25 protein-coding genes are annotated in these 25,770 nt (G+C 71.6%); 10 read left to right on the top strand and 15 right to left on the bottom strand.

What is annotated here, in order from left to right:
* Positions 1-16: 16 nt before the first annotated feature.
* The 6 genes from HBO46_RS04650 to HBO46_RS04625 form a co-directional block, all read right to left on the bottom strand.
* The gene (locus HBO46_RS04650) at positions 17-469 is read right to left on the bottom strand and encodes a DUF3598 family protein (protein WP_166140146.1); all 453 of its coding nucleotides are present in this window, start codon (positions 467-469) and stop codon (positions 17-19) included.
* Complete coding sequence (locus HBO46_RS04645; protein WP_166140147.1) at positions 466-1,500, bottom strand: oligopeptide/dipeptide ABC transporter ATP-binding protein; 1,035 nt, start codon at positions 1,498-1,500, stop codon at positions 466-468. The genes HBO46_RS04650 and HBO46_RS04645 overlap by 4 nt, the downstream gene beginning before the upstream one ends.
* Positions 1,497-2,438, bottom strand: coding sequence for an ABC transporter ATP-binding protein (locus HBO46_RS04640; RefSeq protein ID WP_224769376.1), 942 nt, complete (start codon positions 2,436-2,438; stop codon positions 1,497-1,499). Before HBO46_RS04640 ends, HBO46_RS04645 begins: the two co-directional genes overlap by 4 nt.
* Positions 2,439-2,509: 71 nt before the next feature.
* Complete coding sequence (locus tag HBO46_RS04635; RefSeq protein WP_166140149.1) at positions 2,510-4,084, bottom strand: ABC transporter substrate-binding protein; 1,575 nt, start codon at positions 4,082-4,084, stop codon at positions 2,510-2,512.
* A gap of 139 nt (positions 4,085-4,223) precedes the next feature.
* On the bottom strand, positions 4,224-5,117 hold the full coding sequence (locus HBO46_RS04630; protein WP_166140150.1) for an ABC transporter permease: 894 nt from the start codon (positions 5,115-5,117) through the stop codon (positions 4,224-4,226).
* Positions 5,114-6,112 (bottom strand): ABC transporter permease, encoded by a 999-nt coding sequence (locus tag HBO46_RS04625; protein WP_166140151.1) that lies wholly within the window; start codon positions 6,110-6,112, stop codon positions 5,114-5,116. Before HBO46_RS04625 ends, HBO46_RS04630 begins: the two co-directional genes overlap by 4 nt.
* A 188-nt stretch (positions 6,113-6,300) precedes the next feature.
* On the opposite strand from HBO46_RS04625, the gene HBO46_RS04620 reads away from it, so the two are divergent.
* Positions 6,301-7,233, top strand: a complete 933-nt coding sequence (locus HBO46_RS04620; RefSeq protein WP_166140152.1) for a VOC family protein — start codon at positions 6,301-6,303, stop codon at positions 7,231-7,233.
* Positions 7,234-7,304: 71 nt separating this feature from the next.
* Here the strand turns inward: HBO46_RS04620 and HBO46_RS04615 are convergent, their stop codons facing one another.
* The 6 genes from HBO46_RS04615 to HBO46_RS04590 all read right to left on the bottom strand — a co-directional run bounded on the left by HBO46_RS04615 (position 7,305) and on the right by HBO46_RS04590 (position 13,534).
* On the bottom strand, positions 7,305-8,354 hold the full coding sequence (locus tag HBO46_RS04615) for an ABC transporter ATP-binding protein (protein ID WP_166140153.1): 1,050 nt from the start codon (positions 8,352-8,354) through the stop codon (positions 7,305-7,307).
* Complete coding sequence (locus tag HBO46_RS04610; RefSeq protein ID WP_166140154.1) at positions 8,351-9,409, bottom strand: ABC transporter ATP-binding protein; 1,059 nt, start codon at positions 9,407-9,409, stop codon at positions 8,351-8,353. The genes HBO46_RS04615 and HBO46_RS04610 overlap by 4 nt, the downstream gene beginning before the upstream one ends.
* A complete protein-coding gene (locus HBO46_RS04605) occupies positions 9,406-10,452 on the bottom strand; it encodes an ABC transporter permease (RefSeq protein WP_207950489.1) in 1,047 nt (348 codons plus the stop codon). The genes HBO46_RS04610 and HBO46_RS04605 overlap by 4 nt, the downstream gene beginning before the upstream one ends.
* A 5-nt stretch (positions 10,453-10,457) precedes the next feature.
* A complete protein-coding gene (locus HBO46_RS04600) occupies positions 10,458-11,423 on the bottom strand; it encodes an ABC transporter permease (RefSeq protein ID WP_166140155.1) in 966 nt (321 codons plus the stop codon).
* 172 nt (positions 11,424-11,595) lie between these two features.
* Positions 11,596-12,543 (bottom strand): hypothetical protein, encoded by a 948-nt coding sequence (locus HBO46_RS04595; RefSeq protein ID WP_166140156.1) that lies wholly within the window; start codon positions 12,541-12,543, stop codon positions 11,596-11,598.
* A 181-nt stretch (positions 12,544-12,724) separates the two neighbouring features.
* A complete protein-coding gene (locus HBO46_RS04590) occupies positions 12,725-13,534 on the bottom strand; it encodes an IclR family transcriptional regulator (protein WP_166140157.1) in 810 nt (269 codons plus the stop codon).
* A gap of 295 nt (positions 13,535-13,829) precedes the next feature.
* Between HBO46_RS04590 and HBO46_RS04585 the strand changes: the two genes are divergently transcribed.
* From HBO46_RS04585 to HBO46_RS04575, 3 genes are all read left to right on the top strand, one after another.
* Positions 13,830-15,356, top strand: a complete 1,527-nt coding sequence (locus tag HBO46_RS04585; RefSeq protein WP_166140158.1) for a class I adenylate-forming enzyme family protein — start codon at positions 13,830-13,832, stop codon at positions 15,354-15,356.
* A 70-nt stretch (positions 15,357-15,426) separates the two neighbouring features.
* Positions 15,427-16,158 carry a hypothetical protein gene (locus HBO46_RS04580; RefSeq protein WP_166140159.1) on the top strand — a complete coding sequence of 244 codons (732 nt, stop codon included), beginning with the start codon at positions 15,427-15,429 and terminating at the stop codon, positions 16,156-16,158.
* 115 nt (positions 16,159-16,273) lie between these two features.
* The gene (locus HBO46_RS04575; protein ID WP_166140160.1) at positions 16,274-16,696 is read left to right on the top strand and encodes a DUF3224 domain-containing protein; all 423 of its coding nucleotides are present in this window, start codon (positions 16,274-16,276) and stop codon (positions 16,694-16,696) included.
* A 19-nt stretch (positions 16,697-16,715) separates the two neighbouring features.
* Here the strand turns inward: HBO46_RS04575 and HBO46_RS04570 are convergent, their stop codons facing one another.
* Positions 16,716-17,021: a hypothetical protein gene (locus HBO46_RS04570; RefSeq protein ID WP_166140161.1), complete on the bottom strand. Its 306-nt coding sequence runs from the start codon at positions 17,019-17,021 to the stop codon at positions 16,716-16,718.
* 137 nt (positions 17,022-17,158) lie between these two features.
* Here HBO46_RS04570 and HBO46_RS04565 point away from each other — a divergent pair, with 137 nt between their 5' ends.
* Positions 17,159-17,929: a helix-turn-helix domain-containing protein gene (locus HBO46_RS04565; RefSeq protein WP_166140162.1), complete on the top strand. Its 771-nt coding sequence runs from the start codon at positions 17,159-17,161 to the stop codon at positions 17,927-17,929.
* A 7-nt stretch (positions 17,930-17,936) separates the two neighbouring features.
* Here HBO46_RS04565 and HBO46_RS04560 read toward each other — a convergent pair whose 3' ends face one another.
* Positions 17,937-18,908 carry a YihY/virulence factor BrkB family protein gene (locus HBO46_RS04560; RefSeq protein WP_224769375.1) on the bottom strand — a complete coding sequence of 324 codons (972 nt, stop codon included), beginning with the start codon at positions 18,906-18,908 and terminating at the stop codon, positions 17,937-17,939.
* Positions 18,909-19,061: 153 nt separating this feature from the next.
* Between HBO46_RS04560 and HBO46_RS04555 the strand changes: the two genes are divergently transcribed.
* The 4 genes from HBO46_RS04555 to HBO46_RS04540 all read left to right on the top strand — a co-directional run bounded on the left by HBO46_RS04555 (position 19,062) and on the right by HBO46_RS04540 (position 23,301).
* The gene (locus HBO46_RS04555) at positions 19,062-19,424 is read left to right on the top strand and encodes a YciI family protein (protein WP_224769374.1); all 363 of its coding nucleotides are present in this window, start codon (positions 19,062-19,064) and stop codon (positions 19,422-19,424) included.
* A 40-nt stretch (positions 19,425-19,464) separates the two neighbouring features.
* Positions 19,465-20,757 (top strand): RNA polymerase sigma factor, encoded by a 1,293-nt coding sequence (locus HBO46_RS04550; protein ID WP_166140165.1) that lies wholly within the window; start codon positions 19,465-19,467, stop codon positions 20,755-20,757.
* Between the two features lie 96 nt (positions 20,758-20,853).
* On the top strand, positions 20,854-22,122 hold the full coding sequence (locus HBO46_RS04545) for an HNH endonuclease signature motif containing protein (protein WP_166140166.1): 1,269 nt from the start codon (positions 20,854-20,856) through the stop codon (positions 22,120-22,122).
* A 165-nt stretch (positions 22,123-22,287) separates the two neighbouring features.
* Entirely contained in the window at positions 22,288-23,301 is a 1,014-nt protein-coding gene (locus HBO46_RS04540) for a hypothetical protein (protein ID WP_166140167.1), read from the top strand.
* A gap of 856 nt (positions 23,302-24,157) precedes the next feature.
* Here HBO46_RS04540 and HBO46_RS04535 read toward each other — a convergent pair.
* On the bottom strand, positions 24,158-24,889 hold the full coding sequence (locus tag HBO46_RS04535; RefSeq protein ID WP_166140168.1) for a LysR substrate-binding domain-containing protein: 732 nt from the start codon (positions 24,887-24,889) through the stop codon (positions 24,158-24,160).
* 100 nt (positions 24,890-24,989) lie between these two features.
* Here HBO46_RS04535 and HBO46_RS04530 point away from each other — a divergent pair, with 100 nt between their 5' ends.
* The gene (locus tag HBO46_RS04530) at positions 24,990-25,754 is read left to right on the top strand and encodes an SDR family oxidoreductase (protein ID WP_166140169.1); all 765 of its coding nucleotides are present in this window, start codon (positions 24,990-24,992) and stop codon (positions 25,752-25,754) included.
* The last annotated feature ends 16 nt before the right edge of the window (positions 25,755-25,770 follow it).

The raw sequence follows: 25,770 nt of genomic DNA, 5'->3' as shown, positions 1-25,770 counted from the left end.
GCCCGCCCCGGGGAGATCAGGCGATCTTGCGCTCGCGGATGACCGTCCGCTTCACCAGCCGGTCGTCCTCCATCCAGTGCCAGGTGCGCACCTTCTGCTGGCCGTCCCGGCTGAGCTGGATCAGCTCGTAGAGGTAGTTGCCCTCCTTGAGCAGCTCCTTGTAGGTCCAGGTCAGCAGGATGTTCAGCTCGTCGGCCTGGTGCATGTGGCCGCTGATCCGGTCGGTCTCGAAGTGCACGTCGCGGCCCTTGAGGATGCCGGGGAACTCCACGGCCTCGACCCGGCCGTCGGGCCAGGTGTAGGTGTTGATCTGCTTGATGTCGCACGAGCCGTCCTCGGGCACCCACATCCGCAGGTGCGAGGCGTGCCGGTCGATCTCGTTGCCCTCGGGGTCGAGGTGGACGTACTCGCCCTCCCACTCGCCCATGTGCTTGCTGAGGATCGGGAAGTCCTGGTCCCAGGGGTTCATTGCTGTGTCCTTCCGGTGGGGGTGCTCGCGACGGGTCCGTCGACGAGCTCGTCGATGCGCAGGCAGGCCACGGCGCGCTCGCCGGGCCGGCTGCTGAGGAGGGGGTGCTCGGTGGTGCACGCCGCGGTGGCGAACGGGCAGCGGGTGTGGAAGCGGCAGCCCGACGGCACGTCGATCGCCGAGGGCACCTCGCCCACCAGGCCGTCGCCGTGCAGCTGCCCGATCACGAGCTCGGCCGGCGAGGCGGCCAGCAGCGCGCGAGTGTAGGGGTGCTCCGGTGCGCTGAAGATCTGCTCGGCGGTGCCGGTCTCGACGATCTCGCCGAGGTACATCACCGCGACCCGGTCCACCAGGTGGCGGGCCACGTCGAGCTCGTGGGTGATCAGCAGGTAGGTCAGCCCGAGCTCGGCACGCAGGTCCGCGAGCAGGTTGACCAGCGTCGCCTTCACGCTGACGTCCAGGCTGGCGGTCGGCTCGTCGAGCACGAGCAGCTCCGGCTCGGTCGCGAGCGCCCGGGCCACCGTGACCCGTTGCAGCTCACCGCCGCTCAGGTCCCGCGGACGCCGGTCGAGGTACTCGACCGGGAGCCCGACCAGGCCCAACAGCTCGGAGACCCGCTGCTCCACCGCCTGCTTGCCCGTCGCCCGGCCATGCAGGACGACCGGCTGGGACAGGATGTGGCGCACGGTGCGGGCCCGGTTCAGCGCCGACCACGGGTTCTGGGAGACCAGCTGGACGCGTCGGCGCGCCTCGGCGTCCTTCACCGTCACCGGTACGACGTCGTGCCCGGCGACCCGGACCACGCCCTGCGTGGCCGGCACCAGGCCGACCAGGACCTTCGCGACCGTCGACTTCCCGCAGCCGGACTCCCCGATCAGCGCGACCGACTCGCCGGGGGCGATCCGCAGGTCGACGCCGTCGACGGCGTGCACCACCGAGGCCGGGGTGCCGCGCGGGCGCCGCGGACCACGCACCGGGTAGTGCTTGACCAGGCCCTCGACGCGGACGAGGGGCTCGGCTCCGGCGCTCATGCGACCCTCCCCGGGTGGTGGCAGCGCACCGTCGCGGAGGCGACCTCCCGCGGCGCGGGGTCGACCTCGCGGCACTGCGCGTCGGCGCGCGGGCAGCGCGGGGCGAACGGGCACCCCGGCAGCCGCTGGGCTCCGCTGACCGTGCCCGGGATCGGGCGCAGCCGCTCCCCGGGCGCGTGCTTGCTCGGCATCGCCGCGAGCAGCGCCTGGGTGTAGGGGTGCTGCGGGTCCTCGAAGAGGCGGGCCGTCGTGGCGACCTCGACCAGCCGGCCGCCGTACATGACGCCGACCCGGTCGCAGACCTGGGCGACCACGTTGAGGTCGTGGGTGACGAGCACGACCGTGTTGCCCAGCCGCTCGCGCAGGTCGATCAGGAGCCGGAGCACCTGCGCCTGCACGGTGGCGTCGAGGGTCGTGGTCGGCTCGTCGGCCAGGACCAGCCGGGGCTCGCGGGCGAGCACGGCGATCGCGATCAGCATCCGCTGGAGCTGGCCACCGGAGAACTGGAACGGGTAGTCCCCGAGCCGCTCGCGCAGTCCGCCGAGGCCGACGCTGGTCAGCAGCTCGTGCAGCCGGGCGTCGTCCACCTGCCCGCCGGTCAGGCGGCGCAGCTGGGCCCGGACCGGGGTGACCGGCGACAGCGAGGTCATCGGCCGTTGCGGCACCAGTCCGATCTCGGTCCCGCGCAGGCCGCGCAGCCGGGACTCGGACATGCCGAGCAGGTCGCGGCCGTCCAGCTCGAGACTTCCGGCCGAGAGCTCGGTGCCCCGCGGCAGCAGCCGCATCAGCGCGCTGAGCAGGGTGCTCTTGCCCGAGCCCGACTCCCCCACCAGCCCGAACACCTCACCGCGGTGGACCTCGAAGGAGACGTCGCGGACGGCCGGCAGCGGGCCCCGGCCGGTCCGGTAGGTCACGTCGAGGCCCTCGACGCGGAGCACCGGGTGCGTCCCCGGTGCCCCGGACGTCCCGGGCCCGGGCTCTCCGCGCTCCCTCACGACGGCAGTCATGCTCAGGCCAGGCGCCGCAGGTTGGCGGCGTCCAGTCGGCCCACGGCGAGCTGACCGGCGTCGAGGCCGGTGACGTCGCGACGCTGGGCCACGATCATCCGCGGGTAGACCGGGGGCACCGCGACCGCGTCCTCGGCGAGGATCCGGTCCACCTGGCGGGTCAGCTCGGCCCGCTCGGCGTCGTCGGTGGTCGCCCACGCCTGGCTCATCAGCGCGTCGGCCTCCTTGTTGGAGTAGCCGAAGTTCATCGTGTTGCTCGAGGCGTAGGAGGTGAACAGCGGGAACGCGCTGGCCCCGGCGCTGACGCCGGTGACGTAGGTGGTCATCGAGAGCTGGTAGTCGCCCTCCATCCACCGGGTGATCCAGGTGCCGGCGTCGGTGGTCTCCAGGCGGCAGGTGATGCCGGCCTTCGCCCAGCCCTGCGCCAGGACCTCGGCCATCTTGACGGTGGCCTCCGAGGAGCTGCTGATGGTCAGCGTGAACTCCACGCCGTCGACGCCGGCCTCGGCGAGGAGCTCCTTGGCGCGCTCGACGTTCGGGGCCGCCGAGTAGATCTCGAGGTCCGGGTCGTGCGCCTCGAGGGCCGGACCGGCGGGGCCCTGCGCGGGCGCCGCGGTGCCGGCGTACACGAGCTCGGCGACGCCCTCGCGGTCCATGGCGTGGGCGAGGGCCTGGCGGACGCGGACGTCGTCGAAGGGCGCCTTGGTCGCGTTGAAGAAGGTGAGGATCGAGATCGGGGCGTCGACGACCTCCACGGAGAGCGAGTCGTCCTTCTCCAGGGTGGCGACGTTGCTCGCGGGCACGTCGGTCATCACGTGGATCTTGCCCTCGCGCAGGTTGACCAGCCGGGTGCCGGCGTCCGGGATCGCGCGGTACTCCAGGGTGTCGGGGCCGCCCGCGGTGCCGTGGTAGCTCTCGTTGCGGCGCAGCAGCACCGACTGGCCCTGGGTGACCTTGTCGATCACGTAGGGGCCGGTGCCGATCGTGGTGTCGTTCTTCTTCAGCGAGTCGCGGTGGATGATCGGCAGATTGCTCAGGTGCGAGCGCAGCACGCCGTACGGCATCGCCAGCGAGATCACGACGGTGCGCGGGCCCTTGGCCTTGGCGCCCGAGACGAAGTAGGCGAAGTAGCTGGTCCAGTCGGTGTACGCCGACGGGTCGGACACGTGGTTGATCACGGCCGCGACGTCTTCGGCGGTGAGCGGCTCGCCGTTGGAGAAGGTCACGCCCTTGGCCACCTCGATGGTCCAGGTGAGCCCGTCCTTGGAGATGGTCGGCTCGCCGGCCGCGAGCAGCGGGACCGAGCGCATCTGGTCGTCGTAGGTGTAGAGCGTCTCCACCACCGGGTCGGTGACCCAGGCCAGCGCGTTGGTGGTCGCGACCAGCGGGTTGAGGTAGTCCGAGAGCGCGGGAAGGCCGAGCACCAGCGCACCACCGGCGACGGGCTTGCCGCCGGAGCCGCCGGAGCCGCTCGTGCTGGTGCCGCCGCCACAGCCGGCGAGGGTGACGCCGGCGGTGATGACACCCAGGGTGCCGAGCAGGCCGCGGCGCGACATGGCGAGGGAATCGGTCTTCATGCGAGCTCCTGAAAAGAGGGTGGTGGTGCGGTCGGTGAGGACGGACGTCCGCGACGCGAATCGGGACCGCGACGAAGCGCGGACATGAGGGTTCGTCCCGAGAGGGTTCCGGCCGAGGGAGGCCGAAGGGTCGGGCCGGTCAGTGCCGGCCTCCGAGATGGCGATCGACCTCGTCGCCGAGGAGGTTGATGCCGATCGTGACGAGCAGGATCGCCAGGCCGGGGACCACCGAGAGCCACCAGCCGCCGATCATCAGCGCGCTGGTCGCGTCCGAGAGCAGGTTGCCGAGGCTCGCCTGCGGCGGCTGCACCCCGAGACCGAGGAAGGAGAGCGCGCTCTCGGCGAAGACCGCGACGCCCACCCAGAGGAACCCCTGCACGAGCACCGGCGGGAGCACGTTGGGCAGCAGCTCGCCGAGCATGATCCGCCGTCGCGAGACGCCGACCACCCGCAGCGCGGCGACGTACTCCTCCTGGACCTCGACGAGGGTCGCGGCCCGGGTGACGCGGGCGAAGAACGGGAGGAAGGAGAGCGCGAGCAGCAGGATGACCTTGACCCCGGCGGAGAGCGTCACCGGGCCGATGTCCGTGGGACCGGTCCCGATCATGCCGACCACGAACAGCGCCAGCACGAAGACCGGCAGCGCCTGCAGCGCCTCCATGACCCGCATCAGCACGTCGTCGACCCAGGTGCCGCCGAGGTAGCCGGCGAGCAGCCCGATCGGCACGGCCACGACCAGGCCGGCGACGACGCTGCCGAGCGCGACCAGGAGCGAGAGGCGTGCGCCGACCGCGGTGCGCGCGAACAGGTCGCGGCCGAGGTCGTCGGTGCCGAACCAGTGCGCCGCGCTCGGCGCCTCGAGCGGCCCGCCGGTGCGCTCGTCCGGTGGGAGCGAGAACAGCGGCCCGAGGAGTGCGAGCGCGCAGAAGGCCAGCACGAGGACCAGCCCGATCCAGCCGAGCGCCGACAGCCGCGGGACACGCGGAAGCCGCGGGCGGCGCCTGGCACGGACCGTGAGGGCGGGAGCACTCACCGGGAACCACCTCCGACGAACTGGGCACGGATGCGCGGGTTGATCGCGAAGTACAGGAGGTCGACCACGAGCGTGGTGACCAGGAAGGTGCCGGCCGTCCAGACCGTCGCGGCGATCGCCACCGGGTAGTCGTGGGCGAGGAAGGAGGTCACGACGAGCTGACCCACGCCCGGGACGTTGAAGACGTTCTCGACGAGGACCGCGCCGCCGATGAAGGTGCCGAGCATCATGCCCAGCACGGTGAGCGTCGGGATGACCGCGTTGCGCAGCGCGAGGCGGGACAGGATGGTCCGCTCGGGCAGCCCGAGGGCCCGGCCGAAGGCGACGTGGTCGGCGTCCAGCGCCTCGATCATCGAGGTCCGCAGTGTGCGGGCGATGACCGCCGCCGCGCCGATGCCGAGGGTGAAGGCCGGCAGCACCAGCGAGCGCAGGTTCTCCACCGGGTCCTCGGTGAACGGCACCCAGCCCGAGCTCGGCAGCACACCGGGGAGGTAGAGGCCGAAGATCATGACGAGCACGAGGCCGAGCCAGAAGCTGGGGATCGAGAGGGCGACGACGCTGCCGACCCGGACGACCCCGTCGAGGAGCCGCCCGCGGCGGGCCGCGGCGAGGGCGCCGGCGAGCATGCCGACCGCCGTCCAGACCACGAAGGAGACCAGGCCGAGCTCGAGGGTCACCAGCATCCGGTCGCCGAGCAGCTCGGTGACCGGGGTCCCGGTCGTCAGCGACCGGCCGAGGTCGAGGGTGAGCACGCTGCCCACGAAGGTGAGGTACTGCAGCCACAGCGGCCGGTCCAGGCCGAGCTGGGCCATCACCGCGTCCCGCTTCTCGGGGGTGGGGTTGCTGCCGAGGTACGCCGTCTCGGGGCCGCCGGGGGTGGCGTGCAGCATCAGGAACACCATGGTCAGGACGAGCAGCAGCACGACGACCACTCCGCCCAGGCGCCGCACCAGGTAGGACAGCATCAGTGCGCCTCCGTCCAGGATCGATCGCACGTTCCGCTGATCGAAACGTGGTTTCACTCACGTTAGGGCCGCAGCCCCGGCGGCAGGAATAAAGTCCTACTTAAGGGGGACGGAAGCCCTGGAGCTCAGGCACCACCGCCACCCTTGACATCCGCTCCTCGCGACCACAAGACTGCCGAAACAATGTTTCAGCAGGTGGAACGAGGGATGAAGAACACATGATCAGCGAGATCCGCGTGGCCACCGTCGGCGTCAGCGACCTCGAGCGCTCGCGGCGCTTCTACGCCGCGTGCTTCGACTACGTCGAGCTCGGCGCGGGGCGCCTGTCCGGGGAAGCCCTGGGCCAGCTGTGGGGCCTGCCGGCCGACATGAGCGCGGACACCGTGCTGCTCGGCCCCGAGGGCGCCACCAGCGGGCTGCTGCGCCTGGTGCAGTTCGACCGCCCCGGGGAGCTCTACTGGGGTGACTACTCGGCCATGCAGGACTACGGCCACTACGCGCTCAACGTCCGGGTCCCGGAGATCCAGGCGGCGGTGCACGCCGTACGCACGAACGGCGGCAGCGCGAAGTCCGGCCCCACGCACTGGACCGTGACGCCCGACCTGTCGGCCTGGGACTCGCTGTCCTACGACCCCGACCGGGTCCTCCTCGACGTCTTCGAGCTCGAGCCCGCGCCCGGGTCGTTGCTGGCCGACTACGACGGGCGCCCCTCGGCGCTGCAGACGGTGGCGATCCACAGCAGCGACGCCCGGCGCTCGGCGCAGTTCTACGCCGCGCTCGGGATGCGCCCGCTCTACGACAAGGTGCTGCACCGGATGGAGTCCTTCTTCGGCCTGCCGGAGGGCACCGGGCTGCACAACATCAACATGATGAACCCGCAGGCCCCCGACCTCGGTCGCCTCGAGATCGCGCAGTACGTCGGGCTCCCGGGCCGTTCCCAGCGCGACCGCGCGGTGCCGCCTGCGCTCGGCATCCTCACCGCGTCCCTCGAGACCGACGACCTGGCGGCGGCCGAGCTGCTGCTCCAGGCGATCGGCGCCGAGGCCGCCGGCGAGCGGGTCGAGCTCGACCTGCCTGGCCTCGGCCCGGTGGCCGCCCGTGCCTACTTCGGCCCCGACGACGAGCGCCTCGAGCTCTACGAACGCCGCTGAAACACCGCGGCGCCCGCTCCTTCGAGCGGGCGCCGCGGTGCATTTCCAAGGGCGTCCCTCAGGGGCATCGCTCAGGCGGTCGCCAGTGGCAGTGCGGTGGCACCCGCCGGCAGCGGAGCCGACGGGACGGCGTGGCAGGCGGCCTGCTGGCCGTGGGCCTTGAGCTCCAGCGGCGGGTACTCGACCGCGCAGATGTCCATCGCCAGCGGGCAGCGCGGCCGGTAGTGGCACCCCGAGGGCCGGTCGATCGCGCTGGGGACCTCCCCCAGCGGGACGGCCTCCTTCTTGCGCTGGCGCGGGTCCGGCTTCGGGGCGGCCGCGAAGAGCGCCCGGGTGTAGGGGTGCTGCGGCTCCGACTCCAGCTGCTGCTTGCTGCCGACCTCCACGATGCGCCCCAGGTACATCACCGCGATGTGGTCGGCGATGTAGGACACGACGGCGAGGTCGTGGCTGATGAACATCAGCGTCAGGCCCAGGTCCTCCTTCAGGTCCTTGAGCAGGTTCATCACCTGCGCGCGGACACTGACGTCGAGGCTCGCGGTCGGCTCGTCGGCGACCAGGAACTCCGGCCCGGTCGCCAGTGCCCGGGCGATGCCGACGCGCTGCAGCTGCCCGCCGGAGACCTCGTGGGGGTAGCGATGCAGGAAGTCGGGATTGAGCCCGACCAGCTCGAGCAGCTCCAGGGACCGGGCCCGCCGCGACGCCGCGTCACCGATCCCGTGCACGCGCAGCGGCTCCGAGATGATGTCGATGAGCCGGTTGCGCCGGTTCACCGAGGAGTACGGGTTCTGGAAGACCATCTGCATGTGCCGGCGCTGCTGGCGCAGGTCCTCGCGGGAGAGCGAGGTGACGTCCTTGCCCCGGAAGGCCACGGTGCCCGAGGTCGGCTCCTCGAGGCGCAGGATGCTGCGCCCCATGGTGCTCTTGCCGGACCCGCTCTCCCCGATCACCGCCAGGGTCTCGCGGGCCCGGATGTCCACGGTCACCCCGTCCAGCGCGTGCACGATCTGCTGCTTGCCGCGCGCGCGGGCCAGCAGCCCACCGCCGACCGGGAAGTGCGTGCGCAGGTCGCGCACGGAGACCAGGGCGGGGGCGCCGTCGTCGAGGGGGCGGGTGCTCATCGGCTCGTCTCCTTGAGCATCGGGGTGGGCAGGTCGGTGAGGACCCGGTGGCACGCGGCCCGCGCGCCCCGGTCGTCGACCGGGTAGAGCTCGGGGTCGTCGGTGTCGCAGACGGGGCCGAGCTTGGCGTCGCACCGGTCGGCGAACCGGCAGCCGCGGATCTCCGCATCGAGCCCCGGCACCGCCCCGCGCATCGCGTAGAGCCGCTCGCCATCGTGCGGGAAGCCGGGGATCGCGCGCAGCAGCTGCGCGGTGTAGGGGTGCTGCGGGCGCTCGAAGAGGTCGTAGACGTCGGCGACCTCGACCACCCGGCCGGCGTACATCACGACGACCTTGTCGCACATCTCCGCCACGACCGAGAGGTCGTGGGTGACCAGCACCATCGCCAGGTCACGCTCGGCGCGCAGGGTGCGGAGCAGGTCGAGCACCTGCGCCTCGATGGTCACGTCCAGGCTGGTGGTCGGCTCGTCGGCGAGCAGCACCTTGAGGTCCTTGCTCGCGCATGCGACGGCGATCATGATCCGCTGCAGCTGGCCCTGGCTGAACTGGAACGGGTAGGAGTCCAGCTTGCCGGCGCCGTCGATCCCGACGCCGCGCAGCAGCCGGATGATCTCCGCGTCGTAGTCCTTGCGGCGCAGGTCCGGGCGGTGCAGCGCGAGCACCCGGCGGAACTGGCTGCCGATCGTCCAGGCGGGGTTGAAGGAGTTGATGGGGTCTTGGAAGATCATCGCCATCTCGCCGCCCCGGACCCGTCGCGCCTCCTCGGCGGAGAGGGCACGCAGGTCGCGGCCGTCGAGCACGATCTCGTCCGCGACCACCTCGGCGGGCGGTCGCAGCATCCCGAGGATCGACTTCAGGGCGGTGCTCTTGCCCGAGCCGCTCTCCCCCACGAGCCCGACGATCTCGCCGGGTCGCACCGAGAGGGCGAACTCCTGGACCGCCGGGACCGGTGTCCCGCGGAAGAGGTAGCTGGTCCGCAGGCCGGTGACCCGCAGCACCTCCCGGTCCTCGGGCACGGCGGCGCTGGTGGCGTCGTCGCTCGTCATGGTGCTCATCGCTCTCCCTCCACACGGTCGGGGGTGGCGACCGGGTCGGTGCCACGGCGGGCCCGTCGCGGGCTCGCTGACTTCTTCTTCATCGCGGTCTTGGCCCGCGGGTCGAGCTCGTCGCGCAGCTGGTCGCCGAGCAGGTTGAAGACCAGCACGAACAGCGCGATCGCGATCGAGGGGAACACCACGAGCCACCACGCGCCGAGGGTGACGTACTGGCGCGCGTCGGCGAGCAGGGTGCCCCAGCTCGCGCCGGGCGGCTGTACCCCGAGGCCGAGGAAGGAGACCGCCGCCTCGACCGTGATCGCCATGGCCAGGCCGAAGGCGGCCTGCACGACCAGCGGGGCGGCGATGTTGGGCAGCAGGTTGCGCAGCAGGATGTCGCGGCTGCGCCCACCGAAGGAGCGCACCGCCATGACGTAGTCCTCGCGCATCTCGGCCAGCACGCTGGCGCGGGCGATGCGGGCGAAGACGGGGACCAGCACGATGCCGATCGCGATGGCGACGAGTGTCTCCGGCCCGATCGGGATCGGCCCGAGCGAGAGGTCGCGCTGGCCGATGATGCCGGTGATCACCGGCACCAGCACCAGCAGCGGGAACGCCAGGATGACGTCCATCAGGCGCATGATCACCGAGTCGCGCCACTTGCCCGAGCGCATGCCGGCGAGCATGCCCAGCGCGGTCCCGACGACGAGTGCGAACACGACGGCGAGGAAGCCGACCAGGATCGAGACCCGGGAGCCGTGCAGGAACCGGGAGAAGACGTCACGGCCGACCGAGTCGGTACCCATCCAGTACTCGCCGCTGGGGGCCGCCATCGGGTCGTCGCCGAGCGCCGCGGGGTCGTACGGCGCGAAGAACGGCCCGACCAGGGCCAGCAGCAGGAAGAACACGACGCCGATCAGGCTGATCAGGCTGAGCTTGTTGGAGGCCAGCCGCCGCAGCAGGCCGACCTCGTCGGCCCGGTGGACCGATGCCGGTGCGTTCGCCGGCGCGTTCGCCGGCTCCTTCGGCTCGACTGCGGGCGGTGTGGGGATGCTGGTGCTCACCGCGCTCACTCCTTCCCGCTCGCGTAGCCGACCCGGATGCGGGGGTTGATGACCCCGTAGAGCAGGTCGACGACGATGTTGATGAAGACGAAGACCGCGGCGATGAACATCATCACGCCGATGGTCACCGGGTAGTCGCGGATGGTGAAGGACTCCACGAGCAGCCGGCCCAGGCCGGGGATGCCGAAGACGGTCTCCACGACGACGGACCCGCCGAGCAGGAACCCGGTCTGGACGCCGAGCACCGTCACCACGGGCAGCAGCGCGTTGCGCAGCGTGTCCTTCCAGATGATCACCCGCTCGCGCACGCCCATGGCCCGAGCCGCGGACACGTAGTCCTGACCGAGGACCTCGAGCATGCTGGACCGGGTGAGCCGCGCCACCAGGCCGACCTGCGGCGCGGCGAGGGCGATCGCCGGGAGCAGCGTGGTCTTGAGGCTGAGCAGCGGATCCTCCATCAGGGGGACGAAGCCCTGGTACGGCATGATCCCGGGGAACCACCACCCGAAGGCCAGCACCAGGAACAGCGCGACCACGAAGTTCGGCACCGAGATGCCTGCCAGCGAGCCGACCCGGATGATCTGGTCGGTGAGCCGGTTGGCGCGCAGCGCGGACAGCACGCCGAGCGGGACGCCGATGAGCACGATGAGCAGCAGTGCCAGGACGGCGAGCTGCAGCGTCGCGGGCAGCCGGTCGGCGATCGCCTGGGTGACCGGGGCCTTGTCGGAGTACGACGTGCCCAGGTCGCCGCGCAGCATGTCGGTCGCCCAGGCCCAGTACTGCGACCAGATCGGGTCGTCGAGCCGCATCTCGGCACGGGCCTGGGCCAGCGCCTCCGCCGGCGCCTCCATCCCGACCGAGAGCAGCGCCGGGTCGCCGGGCGAGAGCCGCAGCAGCGCGAACGACACCATCGAGATCACGATCAGCACCGGCACCGCCGAGGCGAGCCGTGACAGCGTCATCCTCAGCATGCCGCGTCCTCTCGAGCGACCGCGCGCGCGTCGCGCTCGGCCCCCGACCAGGTCGAGCACCGGGGCGCTCGGCGCCCCACTTCCCTCTGCGTCCGCCTCACGGCTCCACTCCTCTCGCCGTCCGGCGCGTCCGTCGTACGGACCACGCCGTCGGCATTCCTCGAAACTCTCGTCACGCCGTCAGCCCCGCCCGCTCCAGGACCAGGTGCGGCACGCCGTGCGGCGGGGTCAGCACGCAGGCACGCGGGCCCACGAAGGCGACGGGGTCCAGGGCCTGGACCGGTCCGGCGGCGCCGCCCGCGGCAGCGACCACGGCCCCGAGGTCACCGACGAGCACCACCGCGCCGAGCAGCCCGCGCCGCGGGGCGACGCTGCGCCCGAGCAGCGAGCCGCCGACGTCGGCAGGCAGGCCGTAGTCGATGAGGCCGAGGTACGGCTCCCGGGTGCTCGGCCCGACGTTGCGCGAGCGCAGCCGGAGCGGCTCCTCGATCCCCACCAGCGCGGAGAAGCTCGGGTCGTCGATGGCGTACTCGAAGACGACGTCCCAGCCGAGGACCTCGCGGTAGAACTCGACCACGGGCGCGCCGTCGCTCACCGGCGCGGAGATGCTCTGCACCTCGCTGGTACGCCGGTCGCCCACCTGGGCGAAGTCGGCGAAGAACTCGGCCGGGCCGCCGAGGAACGCGGTCACCACGTTGTCCGGCGCCCACAGGTGGGCCTCGCGGAAGGTGCCGGCGGCGAGCTCGTACTCCGCCTCGGCCTCGACGACCTCGTAGCCGAGGCCGCGGGCGTGCGCGATCGCGTCCTCGTAGTCCGGCGCGTAGAAGTCGATGACCTTGAGGGCGTCGCGGTCGACGCGGGTCTCATAGCTGCGCACGGTCTCCGCCGAGGTGGGCGTGAAGCTCACCAGCACCACGCCGGACTCGACGCCGGGCGTCTGGAGCACCACGAGCTCCGCGCCGCTCAGCGGCGCGTCGAAGAGCGCGCTGGCCGCGGCGGCGTCGAGGCGGGTGGTGCCGACGACGGCCATGCCGAACACGTCACTGAAGAGGCGGATGTGCTCCTCGGGTGTCGCGGTCGAGATCAGGCCGCCGTACAGCACGGATCGGTGCGAGCCCATCGCGTTCCTCGTTCCTGTGCAGCGCCGCAGACGCGGACGACCGGCCGATGGCACGGCGCGCGCCGACCTCGGCCGACAGCACCGCGCTAGACAGGAGTTTCACTTAGAGGAACGCTGTTCCACAAGAGGTAACGCCGGAACGTTCATGTTAATTCTGGGAGCGGGGGCCGGCCCCGGGCGCTCAGTCCCCGGTCCAGCCGAACTGGCGCGACATGGTGCGCGCGGCGTGCACGAGGGCGTCGCGGCAGCCCTCGAACTCCCCCGCGAGGCGCTCCGCAGGCCCGCAGACGCTGATCACCGCGATCGGGTAGCCGTCGTGGCTGCGCACAGGCGCGGCCACCGAGGCGGCACCGCTCTTGCGCTCGCCGGAGGACCGGGCCCAGCCCTGGGTGCGGATCTCGGCCAGCGACTCGCGCAAGGTGTCGGCGTCGATGATCGTGCTGGCGGTCAGCGCGTCCAGCGGCACCTCGTTGAGGTAGGTCTCCCCCTGGTCCTCGGGGAGGTAGGCAAGGAACGTGCGGCCCGAGGCGCCCGCGTGCAGCGGGTAGGGCTCACCGAGCGAGACCGACATGATGACCTCGCGGTCGGGGGTCACCTGGTCGACGTAGATGCGCTCGCGGCCACCGAGCAGCACCGAGAGGGTCGCCGTCTCGTTGGTGCGCGCCGAGAGCTGCTCGAGGGTCGGGCGCCCCATCCGGCGTACGTCGATGCGGTCGAGGTAGGCCAGGCCCAGACGGAGGGCGCCGACGCCCAGGGAGTAGCGCCGGGTGCGCTCGTCGAGGTCGACCAGGCCGCGGCTGCGCAGCGAGGCCAGGACCCGGTGGATGGCCGCCTTCGACATCCCGAGCTGCTCGCTGAGCTCGGTGATCCCGAAGTCCGGGCCGCGGGAGTTCGCGAGGTGCAGGAGGATGTCCGCTGCGCGCTCGACGGTGGCGATGGTGGCGCTGCCGTGGCTCTCGCCGCCGGCAACCGACTTGGCCGTAGGGGACATGGCTGAACTCCTTGGGAGATGTCTGGACATCTTGTCGTCGTCGTCACGGGAGCGAGAGCCGCCCACGTCGCCCCGTCGGGCCTCGCAGCACCCAACGGTTCGCCGCGTCCCCCTGTTCCACGCAGGGCAATGACGTTTCTCCCACGTTCTCCCGGGTCTGGCAACCAGCGCCCCGGTCGGGCCCGGACGAGCCCAGACCAGCACCGGCCGTTGGCCGACACCGCACGGAACTGCTGGACGAGGTGTGCCATGGTGTGGAACGCTGTTTCGTATCTCGAAACCGGAAGGGCCAACCATGTCACTCGCCCCGGGCGGCGCCCCCCTCAACATCGCCAACGGTGTCCGTGAGTTCGTCCGCGCGACGCCCCAGCGTCTCGCCGTCGTCGACGGCGACCGCAGCCTGACCTACGCCCAGCTCGGCGAGCGGGCGGCCCGGGTCGCGAACATGCTCATCGGTCTCGGCCTCGAGGACGGCGCCCACGTGGCCGTCGGCCTCGGCAACCGCCTCGAGCACCCCGAGATCGCCTGCGGCATCGCGATGGCGGGGATGACGATGGTCCCGGTCAACCCGCGCTACACCGCCGCCGAGGCCGAGTTCATCCTCGAGCACTCCGAGGCGCGCGCCGTGATCGCGGCCGACGACCTCGTCGACGTCGTCGGCCCGGCCGTCCGTGCCGCCGGGCTGCCCCTCGTGGTGGTCGGGCAGAGCAGCGAGTTCCCGACGTACGACGCGGCGCTCGCGGCCGCCTCGCCGGTCGACCCGCGCCGCCCGGTCGCGGAGACCGACCCGTTCTGCATCGCCTACACCTCCGGGACGACAGGTCAGCCCAAGGGCGTGATGATCAGCCACCGCTCGCGGTCGCTGACCTTCTACCAGGCCGCCACCGAATGGGGCCTGGGCAATGGCCGGACCTCGCTCGCGGTCGCGCCGATGTACCACGGCGCCGGGTTCGCGTTCGGCTACGCTCCGGTCTTCACCGGCGGCACCGTGGTGATGCTGAACAAGTGGTCGCCCACCGCGATGCTCGAGCTGGTGGCGAAGCACGGCGTGCAGTCGGTCTTCCTGGTGCCCGCCCACGCGCAGATGCTGCGCGGGCTCGGCGACGAGGCGATCGCCACCGCCGACCTGTCCAGCCTGGACACCCTGTACTTCAACGCCTCGGCCCTGCCGTGGGAGCTCAAGCAGTGGGTCATGGGCGCCTTCCCCGGCGTCGACGTCCACGAGCTCTACGGCTCGACCGAGAGCGGCATCATCACCAACCTGCGCCCCGACGAGGCCACCAGCCGGCCCGGGTCGGTGGGCCAGCCGTGGTTCATGACCGAGGTCCGCGTCATCGACGACGCCGGCGCCGAGGTCGGGCCCGGCGGCAGCGGCGAGCTGTTCAGCCGCTCGCCGTACCTGATGAACGGCTACTTCAAGAACCCCGAAGCGACCGCCCGCTGCACCACCGAGGACGGCTTCGTCACCTGTGGCGACCTGGTCTCCCTCGACAAGGACGGGTTCATCCACATCGTCGGGCGCAAGAGCGACATGATCGTGTCCGGCGGGATCAACGTCTATCCCCGCGAGGTCGAGGACGTCCTGGCCGAGCACCCGACGGTGTCCGAGGCGGCGGTGCTCGGCGTCGCCTCGGAGAAGTGGGGCGAGGAGGTCGCGGCGGTGCTCGTCCTGGCCCCTGGCGCCACCCTCGACACCGACGACCTGGAGTCGTTCTGCCGCGAGCGTCTCGCCGGCTTCAAGATCCCGCGTCGCTGGTCGACCACCGACGTCCTGCCCCGCAACGCCGCGGGCAAGGTCGTCAAGCGCGACATCCAGCTCTGAGCCTGCCCCTGCCTCCGAGCCGCCGCCCGCGCGGCGCTCCCCATCCCGTCTTGCCCTCGAACGGAGACCCATGGACCTCGCTGCGACGATCGAACCCGCAGTCGGTTTCGACCTGCACAGCTTCGCGATCCTCCTGCACATCCTGCTGGTGACCTACTGGCTGGGCAGCGACCTCGGAGTGTTCTACTCCAGCAAGTTCGTGGTCGACCCGAGCATCACGCCGGCCGCCCGCGCGACGGCCATGAAGATCATGCACATGGTCGACCTGGCGCCGCGGGTCTGCCTGATCCTGATGCTGCCCAGCGGTGTCACCCTGATGGCGGCCGGCGACATCGGCCGCGACATCTTCTACGGGTGGCCGCTGGCGCTCGCCTGGATCGGCTCGCTGGCCTGGCTGGCGATCATGCTGATCGCCTTCTTCAAGTCCCCCGCGAAGCACGCCGACCTGGCCTACCGCGCCGACTGGGTGGTCCGCATCGGCATCACCGTGGGCCTGCTGGCCGCCGCGATGTACGCCTTGGCCGTCGACTCCCCCTTCGGCGTCGACACCAACCCGAAGTGGCTCGCGGGCAAGATCATCGCCTACGCCCTCTGCATCTTCTGCGGGATCATGATCCGCGTCGCGCTGCGTCCGTTCGGGCCCGCGTTCGGGGCCCTGATGACCACCGGCTCCACCCCCGAGGTCGAGGCCGGCATCGGCGGCGCGATGAAGCGCGCCGTGCCGTGGGTCTACTCGATCTGGGTGCTGGTCCTGATCGCCTCGTTCCTGGGCGTCTTCAAGCCGGGCACGCTCGCCGGCTGAGCCGCGTCGTACGACGTCGGGCCCGGTCCACCTCGCGGTGGGTCGGGCCCGTCGTCGTACCGCGGCCGCCGGATTCGTGGTGGCCGACGTCGCCGGGGGTCACTAGCGTCGTTGCATGCACGCAACCTCGACCTTCACGGTCTCCGACTGGACCCCGACGGACTCCCCCACCACCGTGGGCAGCACGCCGGTCCCGGAGACGTCAGCGCCTGCGGCTCTCGCCCAGATGGTCAAGACCTTCCAGGGCGACCTGGCCGGCCACTCGGTGACCTGGTTCCTGGGTTGCCTGAATCCCGGCACCGGGCACGGCTCGTACGCCGCCGTCGAGGCGATCGACGGCGTGCTCGGCGGACGGCGCGGCACCTTCAACGTGGTGCACGCGGCGTCGACGCACGGCTCCGACCGCTTCGACGAGCACCTCGTGATCGTCCCGCACAGCGGCGCCGGGGACCTCACCGGCATCGCCGGCACGGGTCGCATCGACGTCGACGCCGACGGGACCCACCGGCTGCTGCTCGACTACACCCTCGACGGCTGAGCCGGCTCGAGGGCGTCGGTCAGCGCGCCTCCGCCGGCCTGTTGGCGATGTAGGTGAAGCAGCGGGGCACGTGCTCGCCGCCCTCGCCCCAGGCGGAACGCGCCGTGAAGCAGCCTCGCTCGACATGGCTGCCGCCGGTGCTGTAGCTGCCGTCCCCGTCGGTGCGGTCGTCGGTGCGGTCGATGTGGGCGGGGACGTCGGGAGGTGCCGGCTGGACGGGAGCGCTGGCGAGGGTGGCGACCGGCAGCGCACCGACCACCAGGCCTGTGGCCGCTGCGGCGACGGCGATCGTGGCCCGGCGGCGGGTGGTCGATGCGATGGTCATGGTCCGACGGTGCGCCGAGCCGCTCGCAGACGCCATGCGACGTTCTTCGTTGGCGGATCGACGTACGCGAAAACGCGCATGCTCGAGCCCGCCCGGTGGTCGTAGTGTGGTGGGACGGACGCATCGGAGGTAGCGCCGTGCCGGACCGCACGATGATCACGGACTGTGATCTCTGCGCCCTTCTGGACGTGCTCGACCGGTGCCGGCCCGCTGCCGCCGACGACATCTTCTACGCCGACGTCCTGGTCGGGCTGCGCGAGCTGATCCCGTGCCTCGACATCACCTTCCAGCTGATGGACGTCACCGAGAAGCGGGTCTCGACACTCTGCGTGAACGACGACGGCGTGGAACGCGAGGAGGTCGTCGGGACGACCGATGAGTACCTGACGCTGTTCTGGCAGCAGTTCTGGGACGAGCACGGCTGCGCAGGCCCGCTGCGGACCGGCGACCACTCGACACTTCTCCATCACGCGGAGACCTCGCGCGGCCGGGCGTACACCAACACTCCGTTCGGCTCGCTGCTCGACGACATCGGGATCAAGGACGAGCTCCTGGTCCCGTTGCCACCGCTCGGCGGCTTGGACCGACGCCTCCTGCTCTGGCGCACCAAGGACGAGCCCGACTTCTCCGAGCACGAGATCGCGATGCTCGCGCTGGTGCGCCCGCACCTCGCGGAGCTGCACACGCGCCGGGCCCGGGAGCTGCGTGGCGGCCCCCACCTGACCCCGCGTCAGTGGGAGGTCCTGCGCCTGGTGTCCACCGGAGCCGGCAACGCGCAGATCGCCCGTGCCCTCGACGTCTCCGAGGCGACGGTCCGCAAGCACCTCGAGAACGTCTTCCTGCGCCTCGGTGTGCAGAGCCGGACCGAGGCGGTGGCGCGGGTCCGCGCCTTCCTCGACGCGGCCTGAGCGGCGGTCAGGGCCGGTCGAGGTCAGCCGGTGTGCTGTCGGCGACGACCGCGCCGCGCTCGCCGAGCGGCCGCTCCGGGCCGGTCGTGGAGTCGCGCAGGGTCTGCCGCTCCGACTCCCCGTTGACGACCGCCCCGAACACGATCAGCAGGACGGTGAGCCAGAGCCAGAACATGCTGATCGCCACCCCCGCCAGCGAGCCGTAGGTGGTCCCGTAGGTGCCGAGGTTCTGCACGTAGGCGAACAGCGCGGCGGAGGTGCCCGCCCACAGCAGGGTGGCGCCCACGGCTCCCCACGTCGTCCATCGCCACTGCGCGTCCCGCCGATCCGGGGCGAACCGGTAGAGGAATGCCAGCATCGTGCTCATCAGCACCGCGAGCGCCGGCCACGCGAGCACCGCCACCGCGGCTCGCACGTAGCCCGGCGCATCGTCGGTGGCTCGGGAGATCACCCCGGCGAGGGCGATCACCGCGCCCAGCAGGAGCGCGCCGCCGAGGACGAACAGCAGGCCCAGGAGCGTACGACGCAGGAAGCCCCGGGTCTCGGTCTCGTGGTAGGCCACGGTCAACGCGTCGATGAGAGCCACCGCGGCGGTCGTGGCCGTCCACAGCGCGAGCACGAGCCCGACCACGCCGCGCACGGTCAGCACCTCCGTCGAGGCGGTGGTGATGCTGGTCAGCTGGTCGGTGACGAGCGCCTGCACCTGCGGCGGCAGCACCTGCGCCATCTGCGCCAGCTGGCTGCGGGCCTGGGCCGGGGTGTTGAGGGCGCCGTAGACCGAGAGCGCGGTCACCAGCAGCGGCGCCACCGACAAGACCGCGAAGAACGCGACCCCGGCACTGAGGTACGGAAGCCGCGCCTCCATCAGGTGGCTCCCTGCGCGACGTACGAGCTCTCGCCAGTCCCGCGCCGACAGCTGCGCCGGGGCGACCGCATCGTCGGCCCCGGCGCCCGTGCGTTGCTCCGGGCTGCGCGTCACGCGGCTCATCATTCGCCGCCGTGGCGCTGGTGTCGATGCCCGGAGGTTCACGGCGAGGAGAACCCCCGAGATCCGATGTCGAAGAACCGGGTGGCCGTTCGACGTCTGTGCGAGAAGCAGCCAACGAGAGGATTGATCGAGATGCCGCGTTTCATGGGATTCGTGAGGATGGCCGAGGGCATCGGCATGCCGCCGCAGTCGCTGTTCGACGCGATGGACACCTACATCGGCGAGCGGGTCGCCAACGGTGTGTTCCTCGACGGCGGCGGCCTGTTCGGCAGCGAGGACGCCGTGAACTTCGTGGTCCGCCAGGGCGACGTCAGCCGGGTGGACGGACCGTACGCCGAGGCCAAGGAGGTGGTCGGCGGCTGGTCCCTCCTGCAGTACGACACCGTCGAGGAGGCCGTGGCCGACCAGCAGCAGTTCGCCGAGCTGCACGCGAAGCACTGGCCGGAGGCCACCGTGATCGCGACCCTGCGCCAGATCTCGGAGGGCCCGGAGGCGCCGGGCGAGTGAACAGGAGCTCCTGACGACCGGGACTCACTACGCTGGCTCCGTGCCCGCAGCGACCAGCTCGGAGGACCCGGACCACGCCATCGTCGCCACGTGGCGAGCCGAATCGGCCCGCCTCGTCGGCGCGCTGACCCGGGTCACCCGGGACGTGGAGCTCGCGGAGGACCTGGCGCAGGACGCCCTGGTCGCGGCGCTCGAGCAGTGGCCCACGACAGGCGTGCCGCAGAACCCGGGCGCGTGGCTGATGACCACCGCGAAACGGCGCGGCATCGATCACTTCCGGCGGGCCGACGTCCTGCGTCGCAAGGTCGAGGAGCTCGGTCATGCCGGCCGAGGAGAGCAGGCTGCGATGCCCGATCTCGACGCCCAGGTCGACCACATCGAGGACGACGTGCTGCGGCTGATCTTCCTGACCTGCCACCCCGTCCTGAGCGCCGAGACCCGCGCGGCGCTGACGCTTCGACTCGTCGGCGGGCTCACCACCGCCGAGATCGCCCGCGGGTTCCTGGCCACCGAGTCCGCCATGGGCCAGCGGATCTCGCGGGCCAAGAGGACCCTGTCCGAGGCGCGCGCGGAGTTCGAGCTGCCCACGGGGGCGGAGCGGACCCGGCGCCTCGACGACGTCATGGCGGTGATCTACCTGATCTTCAACGAGGGCTACACCGCCACCTCGGGCACCGACTGGATGCGCCCCGACCTGTCGGACGAGGCGATGCGGCTGGCCCGGATGCTCGCCGCACTCGCGCCCGACGAGCCCGAGGTGCTCGGGCTCCAGGCGCTGCTGGAGATCCAGGGCTCGCGGACGGCCGCCCGGCTCGACGATTCCGGCGCACCGGTGCTCCTGGAGGCGCAGGACCGGACGCGCTGGGACACGATGCTGATCCGGCGCGGTCTGGCCGCCCTGCGACGCGCCGAGCAGCTCGCCGCGCGCGGCAAGCCGGTCGGCACGTACGTCCTGCAGGCCTCGATCGCCGCCGAGCACGCCCGCGCCGCGCGGGCCGAGGACACGGACTGGCGCCGGATCGCGGCCCTGTACGACGTCCTGGCCCGCGTCGCGCCCGGGCCGGTCGTCGAGGTGAACCGCGCCGTCGCGCACGGTCGGGCGTTCGGTCCGGACGCAGGGCTGGCCGTGCTGTCGGAAGTGGGTGCCGACGCTCTCGGCGACTCACCGCTCGTGCCGAGCGTGCGCGGCGACCTGCTCGAGCGCGCCGGCCGGCACGAGCAGGCGGGGGCGTCGTTCACCGAGGCGGCCGCGCGCACCCGCAACGAGAGCGAGCGCGCGCTCCTGCACCGTCGGGCGCAGGAGAACATGGGCCGGGTGCCGAAGCCACGGTGAGCCCCGCGGTCGGGCTGACGGGCGGTTGTCCACAGGCGCTCTGACCTGCGACAACGACTGGTCGGGACTGTCGGTGGCGGGTGGTTGAGTAGGTCCATGGAAGCACCTCGACCGCCCCAGTCCGACCACCCGGTGGCCGCGGCGGTGGCGTGCGTGCACGAGGCCCTGGACGCGGTCGCTGATGCGCCGGTGTGGTCGCTGAGCGAGGCCGAGGCCGGGGCGACGCTGCTGGAGCTGACGTCCGAGATCGACCGGTTGCAGGAGCTGCGGTTGCGGGTTGCCGCCCACGCGCATGCCGTCGAGGTGGGCGATGCGGTGGGTGCCACGAGCACCGCGAACTGGTGGGCACACCAGTCGCGTCTCACTCGCCCGGAGACCCACCGGTTGATGCGGCTGGCCCGGGCGCTGGACAGCGGCCACCACGGCGCCGTCCGCGAGGCCTTGGGGGCCGGGCGGATCCACGTGGACCAGGCCCAGGTGATCATCGACGCCGTCGACGACCTGCCCACTGACCTGGTCGACGACGAGACCCGGGACAAGGCCGAGGCGTTCCTCCTCGACCAGGCGGGCGAGCACGACGCGATCACACTGCGCCGTCTGGGGAAGCGGCTCGTCGAGGTCGCTGCGCCTGAGCAGGCCGACGCCGCCGAAGCCGCTCGGTTGGAGCGGGAGGAGGCCGCCGCGCGTGCGGCGGCCCGGCTGACGATGTCGGATGACGGGCACGGCAAGACCCACGGCCGGTTCACCATCCCCACCCACCACGCGGCCATGTTGCGCGCCGCTCTCCTCGCCATTGCCGCTCCGAAGCACCAGCACGCCGTGAACGGCGCCGGACCTATCGGGGCTGAGCGGCGGCCGGGTCCTGAGCGGATGGGCCAGGCGTTCTGCGAGTACCTCGAGCGCTACCCGACCGACCGGCTCCCCGATGCCGGCGGTGTCACCGCCACCATCGTCATCACGATGCCCCTCGACTCCCTGCTCGGCGGTCTGCGCGCGGCCCACCTGCACACCGGCGAGACGATCTCGGCCACCGAGGCGCGCCGGCTGGCCTGCCAGGCAGGGATCGTGCCCGCCGTCCTCGACGGCCAGGGCCGCCCCTTGGACGTCGGCCGCAAGCGCCGCTTCCACACCAAGACCCACCGCGTCGCCCTCGCCCTACGCGACGGCGGCTGTACCGCCGAGGGCTGCGACTGGCCGCCGGGCCTGTGCCACGCCCACCACGACGTCCCCTGGTCCCGCGGCGGCGGCACCAGCGTGGCCAGCGGCCGGCTCCTCTGCCCCCGCCACCACGCTCGAGCCCATGACCCGGCGTACGAGACCACGACCCTCCCCGGCGGCAAGCTCACCTTCCACCGACGCTGCTAAGCCGACCGGCCCTTCACGACCGTCTTGGCGGTTCGTCTGCCGCCAGCCATGCCGTGCAGCATCTCCCGGACACGTGACCCCTGACACGTATGCGACCTGGTCGAGCGTCAGCGCGCCATGCCACGACGAACTAGCCTCGCTGAGGCATCAGCTGAGGGGGGGGCCATGTTTGACAACCTGCGTCGGACTGCTGCGCTGTATCGCAACGGCGACCGCATCAGAGCCCAGCTTGTACCGGACGACGAGGTCGTCATCGATCTGCCGGAGGCCTTTCTCCACGATGCCCTCGCGGCAGCTGGAGTCGGCCTCTTCGGGCCCGCGGCCGACCTCCTTGCTGCACTCCGTCTGCGGGGTGACTGGGCTGCTCGGAGCCAGGCGGTGGCACACCTTGCTCGCAGAGCGTCCATCTTCCCCACCTGGCTGGAGGACTGGAGACGGGCCGACCCGCACTGTCCCGACCAGCTCCTCGTGCGCGCGACCTGCATGATCCTCGAGGCATGGAACGTCAGGGGCGACGGTCGGGCGATCCTGCTGGAAGAAGATCAGGTACGCGCTTTCTTGGCCCTGCTGGACGACGCCACAGCGGTGTTGAAGGTCGCGATGGCTGCGGCGCCAGAAGACCCGGAGCCATGGGCGCAGGTGCTGGTGCTCGCCAAGGGACTCGACGCCCACGCGATCGACTTCGATGCCTGCCGCGCGACCCTGGTGGACATCGATCCCGACCATTTCCTCGGACACCGCTCCGCACTGATCTACCTGACACCGAAGCACCACGGGAGTCGCGAGGCGATGTTCCAGTACGCAGAGCAGGCGAGCGCTGGGCGACCCGCGACGTCGCGACTGCACACCCTGCCGTTGGTCGCCTTCACGGAGTACCTCTTCGACCCGACCGACAGGGACCGCACGGAATGGATGAGCTACCGCGACGGGGCAGTGGAGCGCGCTACGGCCTGGATCGAATCGATCGACACCGCCGACCCTGCCGGCGTGGCCGAGACCCGCAACATGCTCGCCTGGGTCCACCTGGCCCAGAAGGAGTTCGCCCCGGCTCATGCGCAGTTCATCGCGATTGGCGCGCGGGCGGCGTCCTACCCGTGGCACTACTTCGGTGATGCACGCACGGAGTTCCTGAGCCTTCGGAACGTGGTCGCGACACACATCGCGGCCGGTCATCGATGAGCGTCGAACTGGCGGCAGTCCATGGGCCGCGGGACGCCGTCGCCGAGGCCTCTCGTCACCAGAGGTTCGGCACCGTCCTGGTCCCTGCGCACGATCCTGGCTGGACGTGGCTGGCGTGCCTGGATCCGAGGGAAGCGGACCTCGACACACTGGCGGAATCAGTGAGTCGCCGAGCTGGTGTCACGGTGGTGCTGCGACGCGGTCACCGCTGCACGATCTCCGTGTGGAGCCATGGTGAGAAGGCAGGGACCGCGGCATGGTCCGCGAGTTCATCGGACCTGCGAGACCTCGCGGGAGCTCGTGCGACTGCCGACCGGATAGGACCGCTGCTCGGCGTGGATCCGCACCGCCTGACGGCAGTTCTGCGTGGCGGGGGCGACCCCCAACAGTCGTGGCGGGCGGCAGTCGAGCAGCTGAAGATCCCTGTCCCTGCGGGGTTCTTGGACGGAGACGATGGGGAGATCCATCGGCATCCGGGTCGGCAGGAGCTGATCGGGCGTACCCCGTTTGCGGCGTTCCTCGAAGAGCTGCCCGGCGAGGCGATCCCCCGGTCGCCGGTCTTCCGTGCGCCGCGTTCTCGACGCTGGTGGGCGCTCAGACTCCTCGCCCTGGTCGTCCTCCCTGCTGCGACCGTCGGGGCCGTGATCCTCGACGGGTTCGGATCGTTCCGGGCTCTTCTACTGGGCCTCGGCGCTGTGGCCGTGGCTCTCCAGATGGGCACGGAGGTCCTGACCAGACGGGTGGCGAGGCAAGGACCACGCGGCCCGACGCTTGGAGTTGAAGGATCCGCCCCGCACCCTCAGCACAAGCCCTGATCAGGCCGGAGCGGGCGATCATCGTGCGCTGGCTGCGCCCCTCACAACCGCCCGGCGGTGCGCACCAGACCCGCGACGGCGGGCGAGGTGCTGTGCGGTGGCCAGGCAATGACGGTGGTGACCTGCGGCGCGTCGGTGAGCGGTACGACGGCGAGGCCGTCGCGCAGGTTGGCGCGTGCGGACTCGGGGAGCACCAGCGCGGTGCGGCCGAGGCGTACCAGCTGGAGCACCTGGGTCAGGTCGCGTAGCTCGGGGCCGGGCCCGTCGGGGTAGGTGCCGTCGAGGTGCGGCCACCGCGGCAGTGGCAGGTCCGCGATCGAGGTGGCCTCGGCGAGGGTCATCTCGGTCCGGGCGCTCGCCGGGTGACCGGCGGGCACGATCAGCACCTGGTCCTCGACGCTGAGCGGGTCCACGTCGAAGCCGCTGGTGTCGTCGAAGGGTCGGTGCAGGATCGCGACGTCGGCGCGTCCGTCGCGCAGCATCGCGGCCTGATGTCCGGGCGGGCTCAGCACGACCTCGACGTCGACGGCGTCGGGCTCGGTGGCATAGGCGTCGAGCAGCTTGGCCATCAGCTCGCTCGACGCGCCCGCCTTGGCGGTGAGGATCACCGGGGCCCGGGCCCCGGCCGCGGCGGTACGCCGGGTGCGCCGCTCGGCGGCCTCGACCGCGGCGAGCGACAACGGCGGCTGGGCCATCCCGAGGCGCTCGGCCGCCCGGCCGACGTGCGACTCCTCGGCGACGGCGAGGAAGTAGCGCAGCTCGCGGGTCTCCATCTCTCGGACGTTACTCCCGCCTGGTGCGATACCTCCCCGGTATCGAGCAGCACCCGATCGGTCTTGGACCCGCCCCGCGCGCCGGCCACAGGATCGAGGCATGCCAGAGAACAGCTCAGAGAACAGCATTCCCCCGACCACCCACGACAAGAAGAAGACCGCACTGGTCACCGGCGCCAACAAGGGCATCGGCTACGAGATCACCGCGGGCCTCGCCCGCCTGGGCTTCCGGGTGGGTCTCGGCGCCCGCGACACCGACCGCCGCGAGGAGGCCGTGGCCAAGCTCCGGGCCGAGGGCCTCGACGTGTTCGGCGTACCGCTCGACGTCACCGACGACGCCAGCGTCGCCGCCGCGGCCGCCCAGCTCGAGGCCGAGGGCGGGCTCGACGTGCTCGTCAACAACGCCGGCATCACCGGCGGGGTGCCGCAGGAGCCGACCCGGGTGAGCCCCGAGCTGGTCCTCGCGGTCGTCGACACCAACGTCGTCGGCGCGATCCGGGTGACCAACGCGATGCTGCCGATGCTGCGTCGCGCGACCTCACCGCGCGTCGTCAACGTCTCCAGCACGGTCGGCTCGCTCACCCTGCAGACCGCCCAGGCCGATGCCGTCGGCCCGATCTCGGCGGCGTACTCGCCATCCAAGTCCTTCCTCAACGCGGTGACGATCCAGTACGCCAAGGAGCTCGCCGGCACCGGGATCCTCGTCAACGCCGGGTGCCCCGGCTACGTCGCCACCGACCTCAACGGCTTCCAGGGCCAGCGCACGCCCGAGCAGGGCGCCGCGATCTTCCTCGAGCTCGCGACGCTGCCCGACGACGGACCGACCGGCACCTTCCGCGACGACGAGGGCATCCAGCCCTGGTGAGGTGCGAGAGGTGACC

It is taken from the genome of Nocardioides ochotonae (assembly GCF_011420305.2).
Classification (GTDB): Bacteria; Actinomycetota; Actinomycetes; order Propionibacteriales; family Nocardioidaceae; genus Nocardioides; species Nocardioides ochotonae.
This window is presented reverse-complemented; position numbering and strand designations above follow the sequence as displayed.

Excerpts from the sequence above, each read along its gene's own strand:
- HBO46_RS04580 (WP_166140159.1), top strand. The coding sequence starts at position 15,427 with ATGGACCTCGCTGCGACGATCGAACCCGCAGTCGGTTTCGACCTGCAC.
- HBO46_RS04650 (WP_166140146.1), bottom strand. The coding sequence starts at position 469 with ATGAACCCCTGGGACCAGGACTTCCCGATCCTCAGCAAGCACATGGGC.
- HBO46_RS04620 (WP_166140152.1), top strand. The coding sequence starts at position 6,301 with ATGATCAGCGAGATCCGCGTGGCCACCGTCGGCGTCAGCGACCTCGAG.
- HBO46_RS04610 (WP_166140154.1), bottom strand. The coding sequence starts at position 9,409 with ATGAGCACCATGACGAGCGACGACGCCACCAGCGCCGCCGTGCCCGAG.
- HBO46_RS04635 (WP_166140149.1), bottom strand. The coding sequence starts at position 4,084 with ATGAAGACCGATTCCCTCGCCATGTCGCGCCGCGGCCTGCTCGGCACC.
- HBO46_RS04575 (WP_166140160.1), top strand. The coding sequence starts at position 16,274 with ATGCACGCAACCTCGACCTTCACGGTCTCCGACTGGACCCCGACGGAC.
- HBO46_RS04530 (WP_166140169.1), top strand. The coding sequence starts at position 24,990 with ATGCCAGAGAACAGCTCAGAGAACAGCATTCCCCCGACCACCCACGAC.
- HBO46_RS04585 (WP_166140158.1), top strand. The coding sequence starts at position 13,830 with ATGTCACTCGCCCCGGGCGGCGCCCCCCTCAACATCGCCAACGGTGTC.
- HBO46_RS04545 (WP_166140166.1), top strand. The coding sequence starts at position 20,854 with ATGGAAGCACCTCGACCGCCCCAGTCCGACCACCCGGTGGCCGCGGCG.
- HBO46_RS04590 (WP_166140157.1), bottom strand. The coding sequence starts at position 13,534 with ATGTCCCCTACGGCCAAGTCGGTTGCCGGCGGCGAGAGCCACGGCAGC.
- HBO46_RS04555 (WP_224769374.1), top strand. The coding sequence starts at position 19,062 with ATGGGATTCGTGAGGATGGCCGAGGGCATCGGCATGCCGCCGCAGTCG.
- HBO46_RS04540 (WP_166140167.1), top strand. The coding sequence starts at position 22,288 with ATGTTTGACAACCTGCGTCGGACTGCTGCGCTGTATCGCAACGGCGAC.
- HBO46_RS04595 (WP_166140156.1), bottom strand. The coding sequence starts at position 12,543 with ATGGGCTCGCACCGATCCGTGCTGTACGGCGGCCTGATCTCGACCGCG.
- HBO46_RS04645 (WP_166140147.1), bottom strand. The coding sequence starts at position 1,500 with ATGAGCGCCGGAGCCGAGCCCCTCGTCCGCGTCGAGGGCCTGGTCAAG.
- HBO46_RS04600 (WP_166140155.1), bottom strand. The coding sequence starts at position 11,423 with ATGCTGAGGATGACGCTGTCACGGCTCGCCTCGGCGGTGCCGGTGCTG.
- HBO46_RS04535 (WP_166140168.1), bottom strand. The coding sequence starts at position 24,889 with ATGGAGACCCGCGAGCTGCGCTACTTCCTCGCCGTCGCCGAGGAGTCG.
- HBO46_RS04615 (WP_166140153.1), bottom strand. The coding sequence starts at position 8,354 with ATGAGCACCCGCCCCCTCGACGACGGCGCCCCCGCCCTGGTCTCCGTG.
- HBO46_RS04570 (WP_166140161.1), bottom strand. The coding sequence starts at position 17,021 with ATGACCATCGCATCGACCACCCGCCGCCGGGCCACGATCGCCGTCGCC.